The following is a 21,963-nucleotide window of genomic DNA, read 5'->3' on the forward strand; positions in this document are numbered from 1 at the left end:
GCAGGCTTAGAGCAGGCCCAGCTGGCGCGCGATCGCAACCGCCTGGGTGCGGTTGCTGGCGTGCAGCTTGGCGCTGATATTGCGCAGGTGCGTGCGCACCGTGGTCTCGGACACGAACAGGCGCTCGGCCATGGCGACGTTGGAATAGCCCTCGGCAAGCAGGTGCAGCACCTTCTGCTCCTTGGGCGTCAGCGGCTCGACCAGCGCCGGCGGCGCGGGCCGGCCGGCGCCGGGCGGCTCTGCGGCGGCCTGGCCGCAAGCCTGCAGCAGCTTTTCGACATAAGGGGCCGGCAGGCTGGCGGCCTGCCGCGCGCAGGCGTCGGCCACCAGCCGGCGCACATCGTCACCCTCGTCGGCAAAGATGCGGATAAAGCCTTCGGCGGCGCCGAAGCGCAACGCCTCGCCCATCACTACCAGCGCATGCGCGCCGTCACCGGTGCGCTGCCATGCCTGCGCCAGCAGGATGCGCAGCTTGAGCGCGCGCCGCATCAGCTGGTTGCCGGCGGCGGCCGCCAGCTCGCGCTCGATGGCCTCGCGCACCGGCGTGCCGGGGCGCGCATACAGGTCCAGCCGCAGCCGGCCGAGCGTGATGTCCTCGACATCGCTGGCAAAGGAGCTGACGCCGGGGCGCGTGCGCCACAGCGCCGGATCGGCGGCGCGCTCGATGGCTTCTTGCGCGGCGTGCACATTGCCCTGGCGCAGCGCCAGGCGCGCGCGCTCCAGCATCGCGGCCATCACCAGCCGCGTCAGGCCGCGGTGATGCCCCAGCGCTTCGAGCTGCGCCAGCCATTCGTGCGCCTGGTCGGCCTCGCCGCGCTCGAAGGCGATGCGGGCCAGCACCGCATGCCCGGTGATGATCTGGTCGGGCAGGCCGAGGTCGCGCGACAGCGGCAGGTAGACGTTGAGCAGGCGGCTGGCGCGCTCGGAATCGCCGCTCTCGTAGAGGCCCTCGGCCAGCAGGATGCCGGCCATGGCGTTGCCGTTGGTGGGCCCGAAGCGGTTCGGCAGCATCGTGCTGGCGGCGATGCGGAAGCGCGCCAGCGCCTGCTGCAGCCGCCCCTGGCGCAGGTCGATCAGCCCCTCGACCGACTCCGAGAAGATCTTGTTGAAGTTGCTGTCCGAACCGCGCACCGCATGCCGCGCCACCTGCAGCAGCCGGCGCGACTCGGGATAATCGCCGGCCACCGCGGCCAGCCGCGCCATCGAGGTGGCCAGGATCGCGTCGGGGAAGGCATAGCCCATCGGCAACGGCGGCAGCTCGTTGCGGGCAAAGGCGCGCGCGTCGTCGAAGCGGTCCATCATGTTCAGCAGCATGTGGCGCAGCGCGCGGATATGGGCCAGCAGGTCGCCGGCCGCGCCTGCGGTGGGGATCTGCTGCAGCAGCGCGATGGCTTCGGCCGGCCCGCGCGTGAACGACACCGCCCACACCCGCGCGATCTGCAGCTTGGGCAGCCGGGCCAGCTCATCGGCAGGCACCGCCTCGAGCCAGCGCGTCAGCAGGCGCATGCGGCCCTGCGCCAGCAGGTCGTCGGCGGCGCCGTCGAGCAACTGCAGCGCATGCGCCAGCGCGCCGGCGGCAAAGGCATGTTCGATGGCGGGCACCAGGCGCCCCTGCGACTCATACCAGCGCGACGCCGCCAGGTGCAGCTGCGGCACCGATGCGGGCATGGCCTGCGCCAGCTGCGCGCGCAGGAAACCGGAAAACAGGCTGTGATAGCGATACCACTGCTCGGGCGCGGCGCCGGAGCCGCGTTCGCCATAGCGTTCGCTCTCCAGCGGCAGCAGGAACAGGTTGGCGCGCTCCAGCCAGGCGAGGATCTCCTCGCTGCCGCCGGCGGCGGGCTGGCACACCGCATCGCACAGCGGCCCGCACAACTGGTCCAGGATCGAAGTGCGCAGCAGGAAGTCACGCACCGGCTCGGGCAGGTGCAGGAAAACGTCTTCGACCAGGTAATCGGCAATGGCCGCGTTCGAGCCCGAAAAGCCGGCGATAAAGCCCTCCGGCTGGCTGCGCCGCTCCAGCGCCACCGACGCCAGCCACAGCGCCGTGGCCCAGCCCTCGGTGCGCCGGTGCAGCGCGCTGATGGCGGCCTGCTCCAGCTTCAGCCCGCGCGCCTGGCGCAGGAAGGACGCGGTCTCGTCGGCGGAGAAGCGCAGCTGCGCCGGTTCGATCTCGAGCAGTTCGCCGCGCGCGCGCAAGCGCGCCAGGCCGGTTTCGGGCACCCAGCGCGTGCCGATCACCACGCGGCAGCCCGGCGGCAGGCTTTCCACCAGTTGCCAGACCAGGCCCGCCACCGCCGCGTTCTGGATGGCTTCGAAATCGTCGAGGAACAGCGTGAAGTCGCCGTGATGGCTGGCGAGGCGGTCGATCAGCGCAAGCGCCTGCTCGCCCGGGTCCTGCGCCAGCGCCTGGCGCGCGGACCGGTCCGGCCCGCCGCTGCCCAGGCCTTGCGCGATGGCGGCCTCGATCGAGCCGAGGAAGCGCGTGGTGTCATTGTCCGCGCGGTCCAGCGTCAGCCATGCGGTGCGGCCGCCCGCGGCTTCGAGCCGCGCGCGGCACTGGAGCATGGCGGTGGTCTTGCCGAAGCCGGCGGGCGCGCGCACCAGCACCAGCTTGACGAAGCCCGCCGCGCACACGGCCTCGCAGATCGCCGCGCGCTGGACCTGGAACGGGGTCAGCAGCGGCGGGCGCAGCTTGGCGGCCAGCGATGCCGCGCCGGCGGGTGGCGGCGTGCGCCGTCCGGTCTCCTCGATACTTGCCATTGGCTGTTTGTCGTCTCCCGCACATCGCGGCCCTTGCCGGGCGCCGCGCTGCGCCCCCGGCTGCAAGATGCAGGCAGGTGGCCGTGGCTGTGGTGTAGTGGGGAATTATGACGTAAACCGCTGCCCTGCCGAAAACGCGGGCAGCGGCGAGGCACCGCTTGCCGGTGCCTCACACCAGCTTGCTGGCGTGCCCGGCCCAGTAGCGGTCGCGCAGCAGCCGCTTGAGCAGCTTGCCGGTGGGCAGCCGCGGCAGCTCGGGCTCGAAGTCCACCGAGCGCGGGCACTTGATCGCCGACAGGTTGGCACGGCAGAACGCGATCAGCTCGGCCGCCAGCTCGGGTCCGGCCTGGCCCATGTCGGCGGGCTGCACCACGGCCTTGACCTCTTCGCCGAAGTCCTCGTTGGGCACGCCGATCACGGCGACATCCATCACCTTGGGATGCGTCATCAGCAGGTTCTCGGCCTCTTGCGGGTAGATGTTGACGCCGCCCGAGATGATCATGTTGGCCTTGCGGTCGGTCAGGTACAGATAGCCGTCCGCGTCCACATAGCCGACATCGCCGATGGTGCTCCAGTCCGGATGCTGCGGATGGCGCGTCTCCGCGGTCTTGGCGGCGTCATTGTGGTAGGTGAAGGGGCGGCCCTCGGCAAAGTAGATCGTGCCCGGCTCGCCGGGCGGCAGCAGCGCGCCGTCCGGCCCGCAGATGCGCAGCTTGCCGACCATCGCCCGCCCGACCGTGCCCTTGCGTTCCAGCCATTGCGGCGTGTCGACCACGGTCACGCCGTTGCCTTCGGTGCCGGCGTAGTACTCCCAGATCACCGGCCCCCACCACGCGATCATCGCTTCCTTGACCTGCACCGGGCACGGCGCCGCAGCGTGGATCGCCACACGCAGCGACGATACGTCATAGCGCTGGCGCTGCGCCTCGGGCAGCTTGAGCATGCGCGAGAACATCGTCGGCACCAGCTGCGTATGCGTGATGCGGTGTTGCTGCACCAGCCGCAGGAACTGCTCGGCGTCGAAATGCTCCATCACCACCGCGGTCCCGCCCAGCGCTTGCACCGTCATGGTGTAGCGCAATGGTGCCGCGTGGTACAGCGGCGCGGGCGACAGGTAGCGGGTATCGGCATCGAAGCCGTAGAGCCGCTGGCACAGCGCGGTCAGCGTCGTCGGTGCCTCGATGTCGGGACTCGACGGCGGCGCGTAGACGCCCTTGGGCCGGCCGGTGGTGCCGGACGAATACAGCATGTCGCCGCCGGTCACCTCGTTGTCGATGCGCGTGGCCGGGCAGGCGGCCAGCGCGGCCTCATAGGCGTCATAGCCCGGCACCGTGCCGTCCAGCATCAGGCGGGCCTGAAGCGCCGGCGTCTGCCCGCTCAGCGCCGCGGCAATTTCCGCCTGCGCGTGCGTGGTGACCAGCACGCGCGCTCCGCTGTCGTTGACGATATAGGCAGCGTCGGCGGCGTTCAGGCGCGTGCTCAGGCAGATATAGACGATGCCGCTGCGCTGGGCGCCCCAGCACAGCTCGAACAGCCGTGGATGGTTCTCCACCATGAAGGCCACGCGGTCGCCGGGTTGCAGCCCCAGCTTGCGGAACAGGTGCGCGACCTGGTTCGAGCGCTGGTCCAGCTCGCGGTAGGTGACGACCGCGCCGCTGCCGCCCATGATGACGGCGGGCTTGTCGGGCGTGCGCTGCGCGTGGATGTGCGGATGCATGGCGTGGAGCTCCTCGACTGGGATGGTGGCTCGGCGGATGCCGGTTCCGCATTCTCGGAACCCTGGCCGGTTCAACCATCGTCGGAAGCGACGAAGCGGCCCGCCCCGGTTTTGCCGCAGCGCCGCAAAGGAAGGCGCCCCCGACCCACGCTTCAGCTTCGTCCGATGCGACGATGCGCCCCCTGCCGGCCTGGCCGGAAGATGCCCGCCAGACTACCGCCCTCACGCCTCACCCCTATCCGAAGGAGCCAAGGTGGATTTCCAGTTCAGCGAAGAACAGTCGATGCTGCGCGACACGCTCGCGCGTTACCTGGCCGATCACTATGATTTCGAAGCCCGCCGCGCGGCAGCGCAGTCCGCAGCAGGTTGGCGCCCGGACTGCTGGCGCGCGTTTGCGCGCGACCTCGGCATCCTCGGCGCGGCCTTCCCCGAGCGACTGGGCGGCCTCGGAGGCGGCGCGGTCGAGCATATGGTGGTGATGGAACAGCTGGGCCGCCACCTGGTGCTGGAGCCGTACCTGGGCACCGTGGTGCTGGGCGGCGGCGCGCTGATGCACGGCAACCCCGAACTGGCCGCGCAGTGGATCCCGGCCATCATCGGCGGCGAGGCCACCGTGGCGTGGGCCCATGCCGAGCCCGCCAGCCGCTACTGCCGTCACGATGTGCAGGCCAGCGCCACGCGCCAGGGCGACGGCTACCGGCTCAACGGCCACAAGCACGCCGTGGCCGGCGCGCCGTTCGCATCGCACCTGGTGGTCAGCGCGCGAACCGGCGGCGCGCGCCGGGACCAGCGCGGCATCAGCCTGTTCTGGATCGCGCGCGACACGCCCGGCGTCACGCTGCGCGAATATCCCACCTTCGACGGGCAGCGCGCCGCCGAGGTGCTGCTCGACAACGTGCAGGTGCCCGCCAGCCAGCGTATCGGCGCCGAAGGCGACGCCCTGGCGCTGATCGAGCTGCTGTGCGACCACGCCATGATCGCGCTGGCCGCCGAGGCCAATGGCGCGATGGCACGCATGCTGGCCGACACCATCGACTACGCGCGCCAGCGCAAGCAGTTTGGCGTGCCGATCGGCACCTTCCAGGCGCTGCAGCACCGCATGGCCGATATGTACATGCAGCTGGAGCAAGCCGTGGCACTGACCCAGGTTGCCGCGATGCAGGCCGCCAGCGCGCCGCCGGTGCGCGCGCAGGCCGCGTGCGCGGCCAAGATCCAGGCCGGCCAGGCGGGCGCCTTTGTCGGCCAGGGCGCGGTGCAGATCCACGGCGGCATGGGCGTGACCGAGGAACTGGCCGTGGGCCACTACTTCAAGCGGGTCACGGCGATCGACCTGCAATTCGGCTCGGCCGAGCACCACCTGCGCCGCTATGCCGACCTGCTCTACCCCGCCCGGACCGCGGCCTGAAGCCATCCCGATAAACATCGATTACCAGCGAGGCCCGTCGATGCATCTCGATCTCTCCCCGCAAGACCAGCAGTTCCGCGAAGACGTGCGCGCCTGGATTGCCCAGGCCTATGACGCCGACCTGCGCGCGATGATGGCGCAGTCCAAGAACGGCTACCTCGACAAGGCCGGACAGGTGCGCTGGCAAAAGGCGCTGCACGCGCGCGGCTGGGCCGCGCCGAACTGGCCAAAGGAATATGGCGGCCCGGGCTGGAGCGCGGCGCAGCGCTTTATCTTCCAGTCCGAGCTGGCCGCGGCGGGTTGCCCGCCGGTATCGCCGATGGGCCTGAAGATGGTGGCGCCGGTGATCATGAAGTACGGCACGCCCGAGCAGAAGCAGCGCTTCCTGCCGCCCATCCTCAGCTCCGATGTCTGGTGGTGCCAGGGCTACTCCGAGCCCAACTCCGGCTCCGACCTGGCGTCGCTGCAGCTGCGCGCCGACCACGGCACCGACAGCGACGGCGAGCACTACCTGCTGAACGGCTCCAAGATCTGGACCACGCACGCGCAATGGGCCGACTGGATGTTCTGCCTGGTGCGCACCAGCCGCGAATCGAAGCGCCAGGAGGGGATTTCGTTCCTGCTGCTCGACATGCACTCGCCCGGCATCACGGTGTCGCCGCTGCCGACGCTGGACGGCCCGATGCCGGGCCAGCAGGAGGTGAACCAGGTCTTCTTCGAGAACGTGCGGGTGCCGGTGGCCAACCGCATCGGCGAGGAAGGCAAGGGCTGGACCTACGCCAAGTACCTGCTGGAGTTCGAGCGCGGCGGCACGTATAGCCCAACGCTGCGCAAGCAGTTGTCCAAGATCGCGGAAATCGCGGTGGAGCAGGCTGGCGACGACGGTGGCCGGCTGCTGGACGACCCCATGTTCCGCCGCAAGCTGGCGGCGCTGCACCTGCGTACGGCCGCGCTGGAAGCGGTGGAATGGCGGGTGTTTTCCGGTGTGGAATCGGGCACCTCGATCGGTGCTGTGTCGAGCATGCTCAAGCTCACGGGCACCGAGACGCTGCAGGCGGCGAGCGAGCTTGCGGTAGAGGCGGCGGGGCCTGCGGCGCTGCCGTTTGTGCAGGACACCTGGGCAGAGTTGCAGGGACGCGAGGCATCCCCGCGGGTCGGGCCGGATTATGCGGCGGTGCTGGCGCCGCGCTATTTCAACTATCGCAAGGCTTCGATCTATGGGGGGTCTAATGAGATTCAGCGGAATATTATTGCTAAGGTTGTGTTGGGGCTTTGAGGTCGGGGGGCGGCGTTCGATCTGTTTTTTGGGGTGTTCGCTGTTGGTGACATGCTGGTGGTTTTTGAACCGCCTGGTTCCGCCCTCCTGGGCGGGTCACTTTTTGTCCGAGCGACAAAAAGTAACCAAAAAGCGCGTTTACTGCCCTGCGGGCGGCATGTCTTATCGTAGTGTGCCTGGGGGTTTTCGTACGGGGCTTTGCTTCCTCACATAGCTGGACTGCCTGCCGCGGTGGTGCACCACGGTGGCAGGGGCGTTGAAGGGGTGATTGAACGAGCCCAGAGCGCGGAGTGGCCGCCTGCTGCTGGTCTTATCGTAGGAACGCCTACGGCTGCTGCGCCGTCAGTATCGCGGGGCGCCGGCTCTGGCACGGAACGCGTCGCTGCGCTCGCTTGGCGCTGCCGGTCGGGTCGGTGATCGCAGGGACCGCCCCTGAGTCACATAGCGTAGCAGGGCCGAACGGGCACCCCCGCCCAAACGGAAAGCACCACCGCCAGAACCACCGTCAAATTGATTCGCACAGGCGACGCGTTTCTTGCCGCGCCCGCCAAGAACGACAAATCACCGCATTTCTCCCAAAAGCTCCCTCCTAGGGTTCCCCCTTAATTGACGCTCACCTCTCTCATCCATATATTTTTATGAACATCTAGTTCATTTTTGAACAAACACAGCATCAACTGGGAAAACATGCCTCTCAAAATCGGAATCAACGGCGCCGGCATAGGCGGCCTCGCCGCCGCTATCGCACTACGCAAACTCGGGCTGGACCCGATCGTCTACGAACAAGCCCCCCGCTTTGCCCGCGTCGGCGCCGACATCAACCTGACACCCAACGCCGTGCGCGCGCTGGACGGGCTTGGCGTTGGCGAGGCCCTGCGCGACACCGCCGCGCGCCCCAGCCACCGCATCAGCCGCATGTGGGATACCGGCGCCGAAACCTCGCGGCTGCCGATGCAGGAAGAGGCCGAGCGCCGCTACGGCGCGCCCCAACTGACCATGCACCGCGCCGACCTGATGACTGCACTGGAAGCCGCCCTGCCCGCCGCCTGCGTGCGGCTCGACCACAAGGCCGTGGCGATCGAGGCCCGGGCCGATGGCGCCACGCTGCGATTCGCCAATGGCGCGCAGGAGCAGGTCGATGTGCTGGTCGGCGCCGACGGCATCCATTCCACCGTGCGCACTGCTCTGTTCGGCCAGGAAAGCCCGATCTTCACCGGCGTGGTGGCCTATCGCGCGGTGGTGCCGGCTGCGCGCCTCGCCGGCGTGCCCAACCTCGGCGCCTTCACCAAGTGGTGGGGCCCGGACGCGGCCACGCAGATCGTCACCTTTCCGCTCAACCGCGGCCGCGACATCTTTATCTTCGCCACCGTCGCGCAGGAAGCCTGGCGTCATGAGTCATGGACCACGCCGGGCCGCGTGGAAGAGCTGCGCAACGCCTATGCCGGCTTCCATCCCGAGGCGCGCGCGCTGCTCGACGCCTGCGACGAGGTGCTGATCTCCGCGCTGTACGTGCGCGATCCGCTGCCGGCCTGGTCGGCGGGGCCGGTCACGCTGATGGGCGACGCCTGCCATCCGATGATGCCGTTCATGGCGCAGGGCGCGGGCATGGCGATCGAGGACGGCGTGGTGCTGGCGCGCTGCCTGGCCGATGCCGCCGGCGACCGTGCCGCCGGCGTGCCGGCCGCGCTGGCGCGCTATCAGGCCGCGCGCCACGCGCGCACCAGCCGCATCCAGATCGGCTCGCGCAGCAACGCCTGGCTCAAGGAAGGCGGCAATGCCGACTGGGTGTACGATTACGACGCCTGGAACGTCGCGCTCGGCTGAGCCGCCGGCCCGCGTTCCACGCCAGCACGGCCGCCTGCGCGGCCGTTTTCCATGGATTGCCCACGCCAACATGCCCAAGTCACGCCTGCCGACCGAACCTGACCTCGACGACGCCGCCGCACCGGAAGATGCCCGCGAGGCCCAGCTGGTGTCGCCGGTGATCCGCGGCCTGCGCCTGCTGCGCTTTATCGCCGAAGGCGGCGCCACCGCCAACCTGAGCGAGGTCGGCCGCCGCATCGACGTGAACCGGGTCACCGTGATGCGCCTGCTCGATACGCTGGAGCATGAAGGCATGGTCGAGCGGCTGCCGCAAGGCGGCCATCGGGTCGGCTTCAACTTCCTCAAGCTGGCGTCGCGCGTGCTGGCCTCCAATGACCTGACCAGCTTTGCCGGGCGCGTGCTGGCCCGGCTCAGTGCTTCGCTGCAGCTGTCGGCCTACCTGGCGGTGCGCGACGGCGGCGATGCGCTCTACCTGCTGCGGCAGATGCCGGCGGCGGCGCTGGTCAGCAATATCCAGGTGGGCAGCCGCGTGGCGGCGCACCTGACCACGCCGGGCCGGATGCTGATTGCCGAACTGCCGCCCGAGACGCTGCGCGAATTGCTGGGGCCCGATCCGCTGCCGGCGGTCACCGGGCAGAGCCCGGCCACCCACGCGCGGCTGGCCGAGATCCTGGCGGCCGACCGCGAACGCGGCTGCGCGTGGAGTTTCTCCGCCTACGAACCCGGCATCGATGCCTGCGCGGCGCCGGTGCGCGGCACCGACGGCGCGGTGATCGCCGCCATCAGCGTGGCCGGGCCGCAGCAGCGCTTCGAAGCCGACAGTGCGCTGCGCGAGCGCGTCGCCAGGGAAGTGCGGCAGGCCGCGCGCGACCTGTCCGGGCTGATGGGTTACCGCGGCGACACTGCTGCGCGGTGATCCCGTCTTGTCAGGCGAAAGGCCTGGGCACCTCAGGCCGGTAATCGAGCAGCCGCGACAGCTCCGCCGCGGCCCGCCGCACCTGTTCCACCATGTGGTCGAGCTGGTCCGGATCGATGCGCGCGGCCGGAATGGTCGCGCCCAGCGCCGCCGTCACCTTGCCGCTGCGGTCGCGCACCGGCGCCGCGATGGTGGAGATGCTGGCCTCGAAGAAGCCTTCGTGCAGCACATAGCCGCGCTGGCGGTCGCGCTGGACCATTTCGTACAGCTCTTCGACCGTGCGCGGCGTGCTTTCCGAATAGACTTCCAGCCGCTCTTCCGGATAGAGCGCGCGCAGTTCGGCCAGCGACAGGTCTTCCAGCAGCACGCGCCCCAGCACCGTGGCATGCGCCGGCAGCCGGGTGCCGACATTGACGGTGCTGGCAAACGGGCGCGATGCCACCGACTTGGCCACATAGACGATGGAGCGCCCGTCGCGCACGACCAGGTTGCACGGGTAGTGGATCTCGTCGCGCAGCCGGTCCAGCAACGGGCGGCCCAGCTCGGTCAGCTCGAGCGAGGCCAGGTAGTCGAAGCCGAGGCGCAGCACCGCCATGCCCAGCCGGAACTCGCGCCCGCCGTCGGTGCGCTCGACGAAGCCCATCATTTCCAGCGTGGCCAGCAGCCGGAACACGGTCGAGCGCGGCACCTTGAGCCGACGCGCCAGCTCGGCGGCCGACAGGGTGCGCTCGCGGCTGCTGAATTCGCCCAGCAGGCGCAGGCCGCGCTCCAGCCCCGGCACGATGTACTTGTCCTGCGCACCCTCCGGTGCACTCTCCTGGCCGCCTTCCTGCGTATCTTCCTGCGGCGAATCGGTCGTCATGGTCTGTCTCTGCAATATTCGGTGTTGGCGCAACGCTCTCATATATCACGCCCGCACCCGATAGGGTACCCGTATTGCGGACCATCCCTCGCCGGCCAGCCGCTATACGCCCGCGCGCAGGTACTCGCGCAGCCACGCCGCGCACTGCTCGCCATGCGCCGCGGGCCAGCGCACCACGATGGTCTCGTCGGCACGGCGCAGCTCGATGCAGATCTCGGCAAGCGGTCCGCGCGCGGCGTCGCCGCGCCCGAACAGGCGCGCCCACAGCCCGGCCGGAGCGGCTTGCGGCACCTCCAGGCGCGCCGGCAGCACTGCGTGGCCGTTGGCGGCCGTACGCGGCGCGACGGCGGCCGCCTGCGCCAGCGCGGGCGCCTGCCGCGCCGCCTCGGCCTGTCCGCCCTTCGACTCCAGCCGCGCCAGCAGGTTGGCGCCGAACTCGTCCCACATGCGGTCAGCCTTGGTCTTCATCACGCTCAGGCCGAAGGTACCCAGCCGGCCCAGCACATCCACCTGCACCTTGATGCGCAGCTGCGTGCCGCCATCGTCCAGCGGCGTCAGGAACAACTCGCTCGACTGCCGCAGCGAGCTGGCCACCGAAGCGTCCTCGCCGGTGCCCTCGGTGCGCAGGTAATGGGGCACGCGGGTCTCGACGATCTTGGTATGCAGCCGGAAGCGCGCGTTGATGAAAGCGATCTTTACCGCCATGTGCGCGACGTACTCGGCCTCGCTGAGCACTTCGATCGATTCCATGCCGGGCACGCATGCGCCCATCACGTTGGGGTCGAGCAGCAGCTCCCACACGCGCGCCGGCGGCGCCGCGGTGACCAGGGTCTTTTCAATTTCCACGCATTGCCTCCGCGGCGGACAGGACCGATTCGACGATGCCGACATAGCCGGTGCAACGGCACAGGTTGCCGTTCAGGCCATGACGGACTTCCTCTTCGGTCGGATTGGGATTGTTGGCGAGCAGCGCGCACGCCGCCATCAGGAAGCCCGGCGTGCAATAGCCGCACTGCAGCCCGCCGTGCTCCATGAAGCTTTGCTGCAGCGGATGCAGCTGGCCGTCGGCGGCCAGGCCTTCCACCGTCATCACGTGGCGGCCGCGCGCCTGCACCGCGAGCATCAGGCAGGACTTGACCACCTCGCCGTCGACCAGCACCGAGCAGGCGCCGCAGATGCCGGTCTCGCAGCCGCGCTTGGTGCCGGTCAGGTTCAGGTCGTCGCGCAGCAGGTCGGCAAGCAGGCGCCGCGCCGGCACCTGCACCTGGTGTTCTTCACCGTTGACGGTGAGTTCTATGCTGACTGGAATCATGGGAACTCCTTATTCCGATGCCACGCCGAACAATGCGGCAATGGTGCGGCGCGCGACCACGCGCACCATCTCGCGGCGGTAGGCCGCTGATCCGCGCGCGTCCGACACCGCGTTGATATCTTCTGCAACCAGGTCGGCGGCCTGCGCGGCCAGTTCCGCCGTCACGTTGTGGCCGGCCAGCAGCGCCTCGGCGCGCGCCAGCCGGCATGGCACCGGCGTGGAAGCGCCCACCGCCAGGCGGGCCTCGACGCAGAACGCGCCCTCGCGCCGCACCGCCAGTGCCACGCTGGCCAGCGGGCGGTGCTCGGCCGCCGTGCGCAGGAAGCGCGCATAGTGGCCATCGGCGCCGGCACCCGGCGCCGGCACACGGATCTGCGTGACGATTTCATCCGGCGCCAGCGCCGTGACGTAGTAGTCGACCAGAAAGTCCTCGATGCCGATCACGCGCTCGCCGCCGCGGCCGCTGACCACGACCTGCGCACCCAGCGCCATCAGGCAGCCGGGCGGATCGGTGGCCGGGTCGGCATAGCAGAGATTGCCGCCAACGGTGCCCTGGTTGCGCACCTGCGGGTTGGCCACGCGCGCCGCCATGCTGGCCAGCATCGGATAGTGCGCCTGCACCAGCGGCGAGCGCGCGAGCTCGGCATGCAGGGTCAGCGCACCGATGCGCAGGCCCTCGCGCGCATCGAAGGTGATGCCGCGCAGCGCATCGAGCCGGCCCAGCGACACCAGGTGGCTGGGCGCCAGCATGCGCTGGCGCATGCCGAGCATCAGCGCGGTGCCGCCGGCAAAGACGCGGCAGCTGTCGCCCAGGTCGGCCAGCATGTGGCTGGCTTCGGCCACGGTGGCCGGCTCCAGGAAGGCAAAGTCACGCATGGGCGGCCTCCTTGTCATGCAGTTCGCGCAGGCCCGCCAGCACCTTCTCCGGCGTGATCGGCAACGACTGGATGCGCACGCCGACCGCGTCGAACACGGCGTTGGCGATCGCCGCCGCGCCCGGCAGGATCGCGGTCTCGCTGGCGCCCTTGGCGCCGTAGGGGCCGTTGGGGTCGTTCGATTCCACCACGTCGGTGCGCAGCATCGGCACCGCGTCGGCGGTGGGCATGGTGTAGTCGGCGAAGTTGCCGTTCATCAGGCGGCCGTCCTCGTATTGCAGGTGCTCGTACAGGGTCCAGCCGATCGCCTGCACGGTGGCGCCGTGGGTCTGGCCATGCACGGCGAGCGGGTTGATGGCCTTGCCGCAGTCGTCGGCGACAAAGCTGTCGATTACGCTGACCTGGCCGGTACAGGTGTCGACCTCCACTTCGACCGCCTGCGCCGCGAACGAATGCGCGGGCGCGACGTTGCCGTAGTAGTCGGCGTCGTGCATCACCGTGGGCGCGTCGTAGCTGGCGCGTACGTGGATGCCCTCGCCGCCGTGGCGGAAGATGTGCAGGCGCGCGATCTCGGCCAGCGTGGCGGACCGCTCCGGCTGGTCCGCCACGGCGATGCGGCCATCGGCGATCACCAGTTGTTGCGCATCCACGCCGAGCTTTTCCGCCGCCAGCGCCAGCAGCTTTTGCCGCGCCTCGCGCGCCGCGCGCAGCACCGCGTTGCCGGCGATGATGGTCACGCGCGACGCCAGCGAGCCCAGGCAGAACGGCGCGGTATCGGTATCCGTCGCCATCACGGTGACGTGCGCCAGCGGAATCCCCAACTCCTGCGCGCAGATCTGGCTGAGCATGGTGTTGGCGCCCTGCCCCATGTCGCACTCGCTGGTCTGCAGCATCACGCGGCCGTCCTCGTTGAGCTTGAGCAGGATGGTCGAGCCGTCCCAGTTGCCGAGCGTGCGGTTGCCGCTGACATGCATCGCCGCGGCAATGCCGACGCCGCGCCGGCGCGTGCCGCTGCCGCGCGGGGCCGCGCGCTTTTCGTCCCAGCCGATGGCGCGGCGCGCCATGTCGAGGCATTCGGCCATGCCGGTGCTGCTGATCTTCCAGCCGTGCACGCTGGTCTCGCCAGCGCCGATGGCATTGCGCTTGTGCACTTCGACCGGGTCGATGCCGAGCATGCCGGCCAGCACCGTCAGGTGGCAGTTCAGCGGAAACTGCATCTGCTGCCCGCCGAAGCCGCGGAAGGCGCCGCGCGGCGGGTTGTTGGTATAGGCCAGCACCGCGTGCGAGCGCACGTTGCGCACGCGATGCATGTTGTCGCTGCGCATGGCGGTGACGTGCATCACATCGCCGGCAAGTCCGGAGTAGGCGCCGCACTCGGCCGTGATGCGCACGTCCTTGGCCATGATCACGCCGTCGGCGGACAGGCCCAGGCGCAGCCAGACCTGCATCGGCACGCTGGCGCGCGCGCCCTGGAAATCTTCCAGGCGGTTGTTGACCAGCCGCACCGGGCGCTCCAGCCGGCTTGCCAGGAAAGCGCAGATCAGGCTGTTGTTCTCCTCGACGATCTTGGCGCCGAAGCCGCCTCCGGTGGTGGCCTGCACCACGCGGATGGTCGAGACCGGCCGGTCCAGCGCCTCGGCCAGCCGTGCGCGCGCCAGGAACACCGACTGCGTCGACGCCCACAGCGTGAGCCGCCCGTTGCCGTCCTGCGCCGCGACCGAGGCCATCGGCTCGAGGTAGCCGGGGTACTGCGAATGCATGTCGTAGGTAGCTTCGTACACCGCGGCGCACGATGCGAACGCGGCCTCGACGTCGCCGCGCTCGATGCGCATTTCATGGCCGATATTGCCGGTGCCGGCGTGGATCTCCGGCGCGCCCGCGGCCAGCGCCGCGGCCGGCGTCAGCAGCGCGGGCAGCGTCTCGTACTCGACGTGGATCAGGTCCAGCGCATCGCGCGCGATCTCCTCGCTGACGGCCACCACCGCGGCCACTTCCTCGCCCACATGCCGCACCACGCCGCAAGCCAGGATGCGCTGCTCCTTGCGGTGCGGGCCCCAGTGGCGGGCGGGCACGTCGTGGCCGGTCGCGACCAGCTTCACGCCGGGCAAGGCCTTCGCGGCGGCGGTGTCGATGCGCACGATGCGCGCGTGCGGGTGCGGGCTGCGCAGCACCTTGGCGTGCAGCATGCCGGGCAGCTTGATGTCGCCGGCATACTGTGCGCGCCCCATGACCTTTTCGCGCGCGGTCACCTGCGGCGTGGATGTGCCCACGATGGCCCTGCTCATGCCGGCCTCCTGTCTGTCGTTGTCCATGACGTGGCGCTGCAATGCGATGCGCTGGCGTCGTTCATTCCGCGGTGATCGCCAGGTCGCGGATCACCTTGCCCAGGCGCTCGTAGTCGGCCGCGTTGACCTTCTCCAGCGCGGCCGGCGCGCCGCCGACGGGGGTGGCGCCGAAGGTCGCCATCTTGTCGGCCACGTCGGGCTGGCGCAGCACCTCGTTGAGCTGCTGGTTCAGCGTCCTGACCACCTCGGGCGGCGTGCCTTTCGGCGCCATCACGCCGTGCCACGCACCGACCACCACGTCCTTGTAGCCGAGCTCGGCCAGCGTCGGCACGTTGGGCAGCAGCGGCGAGCGCCGCGCATCGGTGATCGCCAGCGGGATCAGGCGGCCGGTGTTGAGGTATTGCGCCACCGGGCCCAGCGTGACGTAGGCAAACGGCACGTGCCCGGCGACCACGTCGTTGACCGCTGGCGCCACGCCCTTGTACGGCACGTGCTGGATCTTCACGCCGGCGGCACGGTTCAGCATCTCGCCGGCGATGTGCATCGGCGAGCCCGCGCCCGGGCTGCCATAGGTCAGCGTCTTGCCGGCCCGGGCAGCGGCCACCATCTCGCCCACGGTCTTCACGCCCGCCTGCGGGTTGGCCACCAGCAGCACCGCCTGCACGGCGGTCTGGATCACCGGGGTGAAGCCGTGCAGCGGGTCATAGCTGGCCGACGGCGCCAGCTTCAGCACCATCGGCGCCAGCGTGAACGGGTTGGGCGTGTACAGCAGCGTGTAGCCGTCCGCCGGCGCGCGGCTGACGAATGCGGCACCCACCACGCCGCCGGCGCCGGGACGGTTCTCGACGATGACCGGCTGCTTCAGGCGGGCCGACAGCTTGTCGGCGTAGAGGCGGGCCATGGCGTCGGTATCGCCGCCTGGCGGGTAGGCCACCACCATGGTCACGGCCTTGGACGGATAGGTGGGCGCGGCCAGCGCGGTGCTCGCGCTCAGCGCAAGCCCGGCCATGGCAGCGGTGGCGACGGCGGCAGCGGCGCCTCGGGGACGTTGTTGTCTCATCTACAGCTCCCGTGGGGGCGCATTCGCGATGCGGGAGTCAGCGGGTTGTGCACATCGCGAAAACAGGGGTGGTGTTGGTACAACTCTCTTCGGTTGTTTTATTAATGAAACGCAGGTTCAAAAAAGGAACATAACCATCGTAGGTAATGCAAGTTGACAACTCAACTTACGTTATGCACCTATTGACTGCTGTTGTTTTTTGAGGGTTTATTTTTGCTCATCGGAATCGCCACACAGTGGCGGCAACGGCAAGCGCCTGTGAGACAATCTGCCCCGCCCACCGGCCACGCATCCTGGCCGGCAGACCAGACCAAGAGGAACGCATGTCCCGTGATGCCGCGCCCGCCAACGGCAAGCCAGCGCCCGCCACTGCCCCCGCCGCCAACACCAGTCCCTGGACCGACCTCGACGAGGACGGCAGCGGCCTGACTGTCGACAACTTCCTGACCACGATGCTGAGCCAGCTGGTGACCGCGCTGCGCAGCACGGTCACCAAGCCTTATGCGGAACAGTTCGGCCTGACCGTGCCCGAATGGCGCATCCTGGCGCTGCTGGCCCATGCGCGCGCGTTGCCGTTTGCCGAGCTGGTGACGCAGTCGACCTCGGACAAGGCGCTGGTCAGCCGCACCCTGCGGCTGCTGGAAGACCGCGGGCTGGTGCAGCTGACCTCCGCCGGCAATACGCCGCGCAAGAAGCTGATGTGCGCCATCACCGAGGCCGGCACCGCGCTGCACGACCAGGTCATGCCGCTGGCGCGGCGCGGACAGGCCGAGGTGATCCGGCAGCTGTCGCCGCAGGAGCGCGAGGCGGTGTACCAGGGGCTGCGCAAGCTGTTGCGCGCGCAGGCATAAGGAAAACACGGCCGCGCCGGTTGCCTGCCGGCGCAGTTTCATCCCGCAAAACTTCTCCGCGCCAGGGAATGACGGCGCTTTCCACATCGCCTATAACGTCTGCTACCGGTTTCACCTGACGAAAGCCGGACCCAGGAGACGAACGGCGTGACCATCCCGAGCACTTCATTGCAGAAGGCTTGCCGCCTGCTGCGCGCGCTGACCGATGCCCGCAACCGCCGCCTGACCGACCTGGCGCTGGCCGCCGGGGTCGACAAGGCCTCGGCGCTGCGGCTGCTCGACACCCTCGCGGCCGAGGGCGTGGTGCAGCGCGATCCGGCGACCAAGGCCTTTGCACCGGGACGCGAATGGCTGGCGTTGCATGCCGCCGCCCTGCATCGCACCGACCTGCGTCCGCTGGTGCGTCCGGCGCTGATCCGGCTGGCCAATGCCTTCGAAGACAGCGCCATCCTGTCGGTGCCGAGCGGCTGCGAATCCGTTTGCATCGAACTGCGCCTGGGCACTTTCCCGATCCGCGCCAACTACCTGGAGATCGGCAGCCGCCGGCCCCTGGGCGTCGGCGCCGGCAGCCTGGCGCTGCTCGCCGCGCTGCCCGATGCCGAGGTCGACGCGGTGCTCGAAGGCATCGCGCCGGCCTTGCGCCGCTACCCGCGCTTCAGCCGCTCCATGCTGCTGGAGCATGTGCGCGCGACGCGCGAGCGCGGCTATGCGGTGCTGCTTGACGTGGTGATCGAGCGCATGGGCGGCATCGCCATCGCCCTGCCCGGCCCCGACGGCTACCCGCTGGGCGCCCTCAGCATCGCCGCGCTCAATGACCGCATCACCAGTCGCGAGGCCGCCATGGCCCGCGCATTGAAACGCGAGGCCGATGCCATCTGCCAGGCCTGGCGCCAGCACGCCGGCGCAAGCGCCGACACCGGGCGGCCCGCGGCCCGCCCGCGCAAACCCGGCCACGCCCCTGCCGCAACCAGAAACCACGAAACACCGGAGGAGACACCATGACGCTTCGCCATTCGATCCGACGCCGCGCCGCCGGCGCCCTTGCGGCTGCCACGGCGGTGGCCTGCGGCGCCGCGCAGGCCCAGCCCGTTGCCGCGATCTCCGACGACGTGGTCAAGCTCGGCATGCTGCTCGACATGAGCGGCCTGTATGCCGACGTCACCGGCCGCGGCAGCGCCACCGCGGCGCAGATGGCCATCGACGATTTCGGCGGCAAGGTGCTCGGCAAGAAGATCGAGCTGGTGGTGGTCGATCACCAGAACAAGGCCGATATCGCCGCCAACAAGGCGCGCGAGTGGTACGACACCGGCCATGTCGATGCCATCCTCGACGTGGCCGCGTCGGCGCCGGCGCTGGCGGTGCTGGAAGTGGCGAAGCAGAAGAACCGCATCGTGGTGTTCTCGGGGCCGGGCACCGAGCGCATTACCAACGACCTGTGCACGCCGGTGTCGGTGCACTACGCCTACGACACCTACGCGCTGGCCAACACCACCGCGCGCGCCACGGTGCAGCGCGGCGGCAAGAGCTGGTTCTTCCTGACCGCCGACTACGCCTTCGGTCACACGCTGCAAGACTCAGCCACCGCGGTCATCAACGAAACCGGCGGCAAGGTGGTGGGGGCCGCGCGCCACCCGATCGGCGCCAGCGACTTTGCCTCGTACCTGCTGCAGGCGCAGGCCAGCAAGGCCCAGATCGTGGGACTGGCCAACGCCGGCGGCGACACCATCAACGCGATCAAGGCGGCATCCGAGTTCGGCCTCACGCGCAACAACGCCCAGCGCATGGCGGGCCTGCTGCTGTATGTCAACGACATCCACGCCATCGGCCTCAAGACCGCGGCCGGCCTCATGCTGACCGAAGGCTTCTACTGGGACATGAACGATGCCACCCGCGCCTGGTCGCGGCGCTATTTCGAGAAGCTGAAGAAGATGCCCAACATGAGCCAGGCCGGCGCGTATTCGTCGGTGACGCACTACCTGAAGGCGGTGCAGGCCGCGGGCACCGACGACACCGCGGCGGTGATGAAGAAAATGAAGTCGATGCCGATCAACGACTTCTTCGCGAAGAACGGCCGCATCCGCGAGGACGGCCGCATGATCCACGACATGTACCTGTTCGAGGTGAAGACCCCGGCCGAATCGAAATACCCGTGGGACTACTACAAGGTGGTGGCGACGGTGCCCGGCGAGCAGGCCTTCATGCCGGCCGCGAAGTCGAAATGCCCGCTGCTGCGGCACTGACATGAACGCCACCTATGTACGCGGCACCGGCAATACGCGCTTCGGCCGCATCGATGGCAGCACGCCGCTGACGCTGATGGCGCAGGCCGCCGATGCCGCGATCGCCGACGCCGGGCTGGCGCGCGCCGAACTCGACGGCGTGCTGTGCGGCTATGCCACCACGCTGCCGCACCTGATGCTGGCCGACCGCTTCTGCGAATACGCCTCGCTCAGGCCGGCCTACGCCCACGGCGTGGCCGCGGGCGGCGCCACCGGCGGCGTGATGGCGATGCTGGCGCACGAACTGGTGCGCGCCGGGCGCTGCCGCCATGTGCTGGTGGTCGCGGGCGAGAACCGCCTGAGCGGCCAGAGCCGCGACCAGTCGATCCAGACGCTGGCGCAGGTGGGCGAGCCGCATGCCGAGGTGCCCAACGGCGCCTCGGTGCCGGCCTACTACGCGCTGCTGGCATCGCGCTACCTGCACCAGACCGGCATGGATGCCGACGCGCTGTCCGGCTTTGCAGTGCTGATGCGCGCGCATGCCGCCGGCCATCCGGATGCGCACCTGCGCGAGCCGCTGACGCTCGCGCAGGCCCGCACCGCGCGTGCGATCGCCACGCCGCTGCGGCTGTCCGACTGCTGCCCGATTTCCGATGGCGCGGTTGCGGTGATCGTCTCCGCCCAGCCTGGCGCCGGCACGCCGGTGCGCATCGCCGGCGCCGGCCAGGCACACCGGCATCAGCACCTCGGCGCGCTCGACGACGTGATGCAGACCGGCGCCGCCGACGCCGCCCGGCGCGCCTTTGCCGAGGCCGGCGGCGACGTGGACAGCATCGATTGCCTGGCGATCTACGATTCCTTCACCATCACCCTGGTCATGCTGCTGGAAGAACTGGGACTGGCGCCGCGCGGGCAAGCGCACGCGCGGCTGCATGCCGGCGATTTCGGCTGCGATGGCGCGCTGCCGCTCAATCCGCATGGCGGACTGCTGGCGTTCGGCCACTCCGGCGTGGCGGGCGGGCTGATGCATCTCGCCGAAGCCGCGCGCCAGCTCGCCGGCCGCGCCGGTGAACGCCAGCTGAGCCGGCGCCGCCGCGCGCTGTTCCATGCCGACGGCGGCGTGCTGTCGTCGCATGTCAGCCTGGTGCTGGAGGCCGCAACATGAGCGGTCCCGCCCGTCATCCCTATGCCGACGGACTCGCTGCCGGCGTGGTGCGCTACCAGTGCTGCGGCGACTGCGGCGCCTGGCAGCCGCTGGAACGCCACGCCTGCCGCGCCTGCGGCAGCCTGCAACTGCACTGGCGCGATGCCGGCGGCCTGGCCACGGTCTATGCGGTCACCGAGGTGAGCCGCGCCCCGACCGATGCCTTCCGCTCCCTGGCACCTTACACGCTGGTGCTGGCCACGCTGGACGAAGGCCCGCGCGTGATGGGCCATGCCGAGCCCGGCGTGGCGATCGGCGAGCGCGTGCGCGCGGGCTTCCTGCGCTTCGGCGAAGCCACCCTGCTGCGTTTCCTGCGCGAATAGCTGCCCGCGGGCGCCAGCCGGCGCGCCCGTTCCCATCCCGACCGGCAATCCCAACCCGGAGAATTCCCTTGGCACCGAATCTATCCCGGCGGCACGCGCTCGCCCTGTTTTCCTGCCTGGTCCTGTCCGCGGCGGCCGCGCCGCCCGTGCTGGCGCAATCCTTCCCGGCCAGGCCGGTCCGGCTGGTGGTGCCCTACCCGCCGGGCGGTCCCACCGACATCGTCGCGCGCGTGGTGGGCCAGAAGCTCTCTGAGCGGCTCGGCCAGCCACTGGTGGTGGAGAACCGTCCCGGCGCCGGCGGCAATATCGGCGCCGAGGCAGTGGCCCGCGCCGCGCCCGACGGCTACACGCTGCTGGTCGCCACCACCGCGCATGCGATCAACATGACGCTGTTCCGCAAGCCCGGCTACGACACCCGCAAGGACTTCGCGCCGGTGAGCCTGCTCACGCGCGGCCCGCTGGTGCTGGTGACGGCGCCCGCCACGCCCGCGGCCAATGTCGCGGAGCTGATCGCCATGGCCAGGGCCAGGCCGGGGCAGGTCACCTTTGCCAGCTCCGGCAACGGGCAGTCCACCCATCTCGCCGCGGAGCTGTTCAACAGCATGGCCGGCGTGCGCATGACGCACGTTCCATACAAAGGCAGCGCGCCCGCGCTGACCGACGTGATGGGTGGCCAGGCCACGGTGATGTTCGACACCATGCTGTCGGCGATGCCGTTCGTGCGCGACGGCAAGCTCAGGGCGCTGGCGGTCACCGGTGCGCAGCGCTCGCCGGCCGCGCCGGACACCCCGACCATCGCGCAGTCAGGCCTGCCCGGCTACGAGGCCACCGCCTGGAATGCGCTGCTGGCCCCCGCCGGCACGCCGCCCGCGGTGCTCGAAACGATCGCTGCGGCGCTGAAATCCGTGCTCGACGACGCCGACGTGCGCGCGCGTTTTGCGACCCAGGGTTTTGCCGCGGAATGGACCTCGCCACCCGCCACCGCGAAGTTCCTCGACCAGGAAATCGACAAATGGGCGCGGGTGGTCAAGGCCTCCGGCGCCACCATCGACTAAGCCCCACGCACCCGCC

Annotated in this window: 18 protein-coding genes; 10 read left to right on the forward strand and 8 right to left on the reverse strand. The window is 69.8% G+C overall.

Translation table 11 applies throughout. The features are described from left to right. Positions 1 to 6: 6 nt before the first annotated feature. Both LIN44_RS20725 and LIN44_RS20730 read right to left on the reverse strand, forming a co-directional pair. Entirely contained in the window at positions 7 to 2,763 is a 2,757-nt protein-coding gene (locus LIN44_RS20725) for a LuxR C-terminal-related transcriptional regulator (RefSeq protein ID WP_227316117.1), read from the reverse strand. A gap of 169 nt (positions 2,764 to 2,932) precedes the next feature. After that, positions 2,933 to 4,480 carry an AMP-binding protein gene (locus LIN44_RS20730; RefSeq protein WP_227316118.1) on the reverse strand — a complete coding sequence of 516 codons (1,548 nt, stop codon included), beginning with the start codon at positions 4,478 to 4,480 and terminating at the stop codon, positions 2,933 to 2,935. Positions 4,481 to 4,733: 253 nt separating this feature from the next. Here LIN44_RS20730 and LIN44_RS20735 point away from each other — a divergent pair, with 253 nt between their 5' ends. The 4 genes from LIN44_RS20735 (at position 4,734) to LIN44_RS20750 (ending at position 9,901) form a co-directional block, all read left to right on the forward strand. After that, entirely contained in the window at positions 4,734 to 5,885 is a 1,152-nt protein-coding gene (locus LIN44_RS20735; protein WP_227316119.1) for an acyl-CoA dehydrogenase family protein, read from the forward strand. A 40-nt stretch (positions 5,886 to 5,925) separates the two neighbouring features. After that, positions 5,926 to 7,161: an acyl-CoA dehydrogenase family protein gene (locus LIN44_RS20740; protein WP_227316120.1), complete on the forward strand. Its 1,236-nt coding sequence runs from the start codon at positions 5,926 to 5,928 to the stop codon at positions 7,159 to 7,161. 687 nt (positions 7,162 to 7,848) lie between these two features. Then, positions 7,849 to 8,985 carry an FAD-dependent monooxygenase gene (locus tag LIN44_RS20745; RefSeq protein ID WP_227316121.1) on the forward strand — a complete coding sequence of 379 codons (1,137 nt, stop codon included), beginning with the start codon at positions 7,849 to 7,851 and terminating at the stop codon, positions 8,983 to 8,985. Between the two features lie 70 nt (positions 8,986 to 9,055). Next, positions 9,056 to 9,901 (forward strand): IclR family transcriptional regulator, encoded by an 846-nt coding sequence (locus tag LIN44_RS20750; RefSeq protein ID WP_227316122.1) that lies wholly within the window; start codon positions 9,056 to 9,058, stop codon positions 9,899 to 9,901. Between the two features lie 10 nt (positions 9,902 to 9,911). Here the strand turns inward: LIN44_RS20750 and LIN44_RS20755 are convergent, their stop codons facing one another. From LIN44_RS20755 to LIN44_RS20780, 6 genes are all read right to left on the reverse strand, one after another. Further along, positions 9,912 to 10,763, reverse strand: a complete 852-nt coding sequence (locus tag LIN44_RS20755) for an IclR family transcriptional regulator (protein ID WP_227316123.1) — start codon at positions 10,761 to 10,763, stop codon at positions 9,912 to 9,914. A 102-nt stretch (positions 10,764 to 10,865) separates the two neighbouring features. Next, positions 10,866 to 11,609 (reverse strand): CoxG family protein, encoded by a 744-nt coding sequence (locus tag LIN44_RS20760; protein ID WP_227316124.1) that lies wholly within the window; start codon positions 11,607 to 11,609, stop codon positions 10,866 to 10,868. After that, entirely contained in the window at positions 11,599 to 12,075 is a 477-nt protein-coding gene (locus tag LIN44_RS20765; RefSeq protein ID WP_227316125.1) for a (2Fe-2S)-binding protein, read from the reverse strand. Before LIN44_RS20765 ends, LIN44_RS20760 begins: the two co-directional genes overlap by 11 nt. 9 nt (positions 12,076 to 12,084) lie before the next feature. Continuing rightward, positions 12,085 to 12,951 carry a xanthine dehydrogenase family protein subunit M gene (locus LIN44_RS20770; protein ID WP_227316126.1) on the reverse strand — a complete coding sequence of 289 codons (867 nt, stop codon included), beginning with the start codon at positions 12,949 to 12,951 and terminating at the stop codon, positions 12,085 to 12,087. Next, positions 12,944 to 15,235: a xanthine dehydrogenase family protein molybdopterin-binding subunit gene (locus LIN44_RS20775; protein ID WP_227316127.1), complete on the reverse strand. Its 2,292-nt coding sequence runs from the start codon at positions 15,233 to 15,235 to the stop codon at positions 12,944 to 12,946. Before LIN44_RS20775 ends, LIN44_RS20770 begins: the two co-directional genes overlap by 8 nt. A gap of 61 nt (positions 15,236 to 15,296) precedes the next feature. After that, positions 15,297 to 16,244, reverse strand: a complete 948-nt coding sequence (locus LIN44_RS20780; RefSeq protein ID WP_227316389.1) for a tripartite tricarboxylate transporter substrate binding protein — start codon at positions 16,242 to 16,244, stop codon at positions 15,297 to 15,299. 374 nt (positions 16,245 to 16,618) lie between these two features. On the opposite strand from LIN44_RS20780, the gene LIN44_RS20785 reads away from it, so the two are divergent. From LIN44_RS20785 to LIN44_RS20810, 6 genes are all read left to right on the forward strand, one after another. Beyond that, positions 16,619 to 17,146 carry a MarR family winged helix-turn-helix transcriptional regulator gene (locus LIN44_RS20785; protein WP_227316128.1) on the forward strand — a complete coding sequence of 176 codons (528 nt, stop codon included), beginning with the start codon at positions 16,619 to 16,621 and terminating at the stop codon, positions 17,144 to 17,146. Positions 17,147 to 17,293: 147 nt separating this feature from the next. Beyond that, positions 17,294 to 18,148, forward strand: a complete 855-nt coding sequence (locus LIN44_RS20790) for an IclR family transcriptional regulator (RefSeq protein WP_227316129.1) — start codon at positions 17,294 to 17,296, stop codon at positions 18,146 to 18,148. Further along, entirely contained in the window at positions 18,145 to 19,386 is a 1,242-nt protein-coding gene (locus tag LIN44_RS20795) for an ABC transporter substrate-binding protein (protein ID WP_227316130.1), read from the forward strand. The genes LIN44_RS20790 and LIN44_RS20795 overlap by 4 nt, the downstream gene beginning before the upstream one ends. Before the next feature lies 1 nt (position 19,387). Next, complete coding sequence (locus tag LIN44_RS20800; RefSeq protein ID WP_227316131.1) at positions 19,388 to 20,530, forward strand: thiolase family protein; 1,143 nt, start codon at positions 19,388 to 19,390, stop codon at positions 20,528 to 20,530. Further along, complete coding sequence (locus tag LIN44_RS20805; RefSeq protein WP_227316132.1) at positions 20,527 to 20,892, forward strand: Zn-ribbon domain-containing OB-fold protein; 366 nt, start codon at positions 20,527 to 20,529, stop codon at positions 20,890 to 20,892. Before LIN44_RS20800 ends, LIN44_RS20805 begins: the two co-directional genes overlap by 4 nt. 68 nt (positions 20,893 to 20,960) lie before the next feature. After that, entirely contained in the window at positions 20,961 to 21,947 is a 987-nt protein-coding gene (locus LIN44_RS20810) for a tripartite tricarboxylate transporter substrate binding protein (RefSeq protein WP_370641740.1), read from the forward strand. Positions 21,948 to 21,963 lie beyond the last annotated feature (16 nt).

Source organism: Cupriavidus sp. MP-37, from assembly GCF_020618415.1.
GTDB lineage: Bacteria > Pseudomonadota > Gammaproteobacteria > Burkholderiales > Burkholderiaceae > Cupriavidus.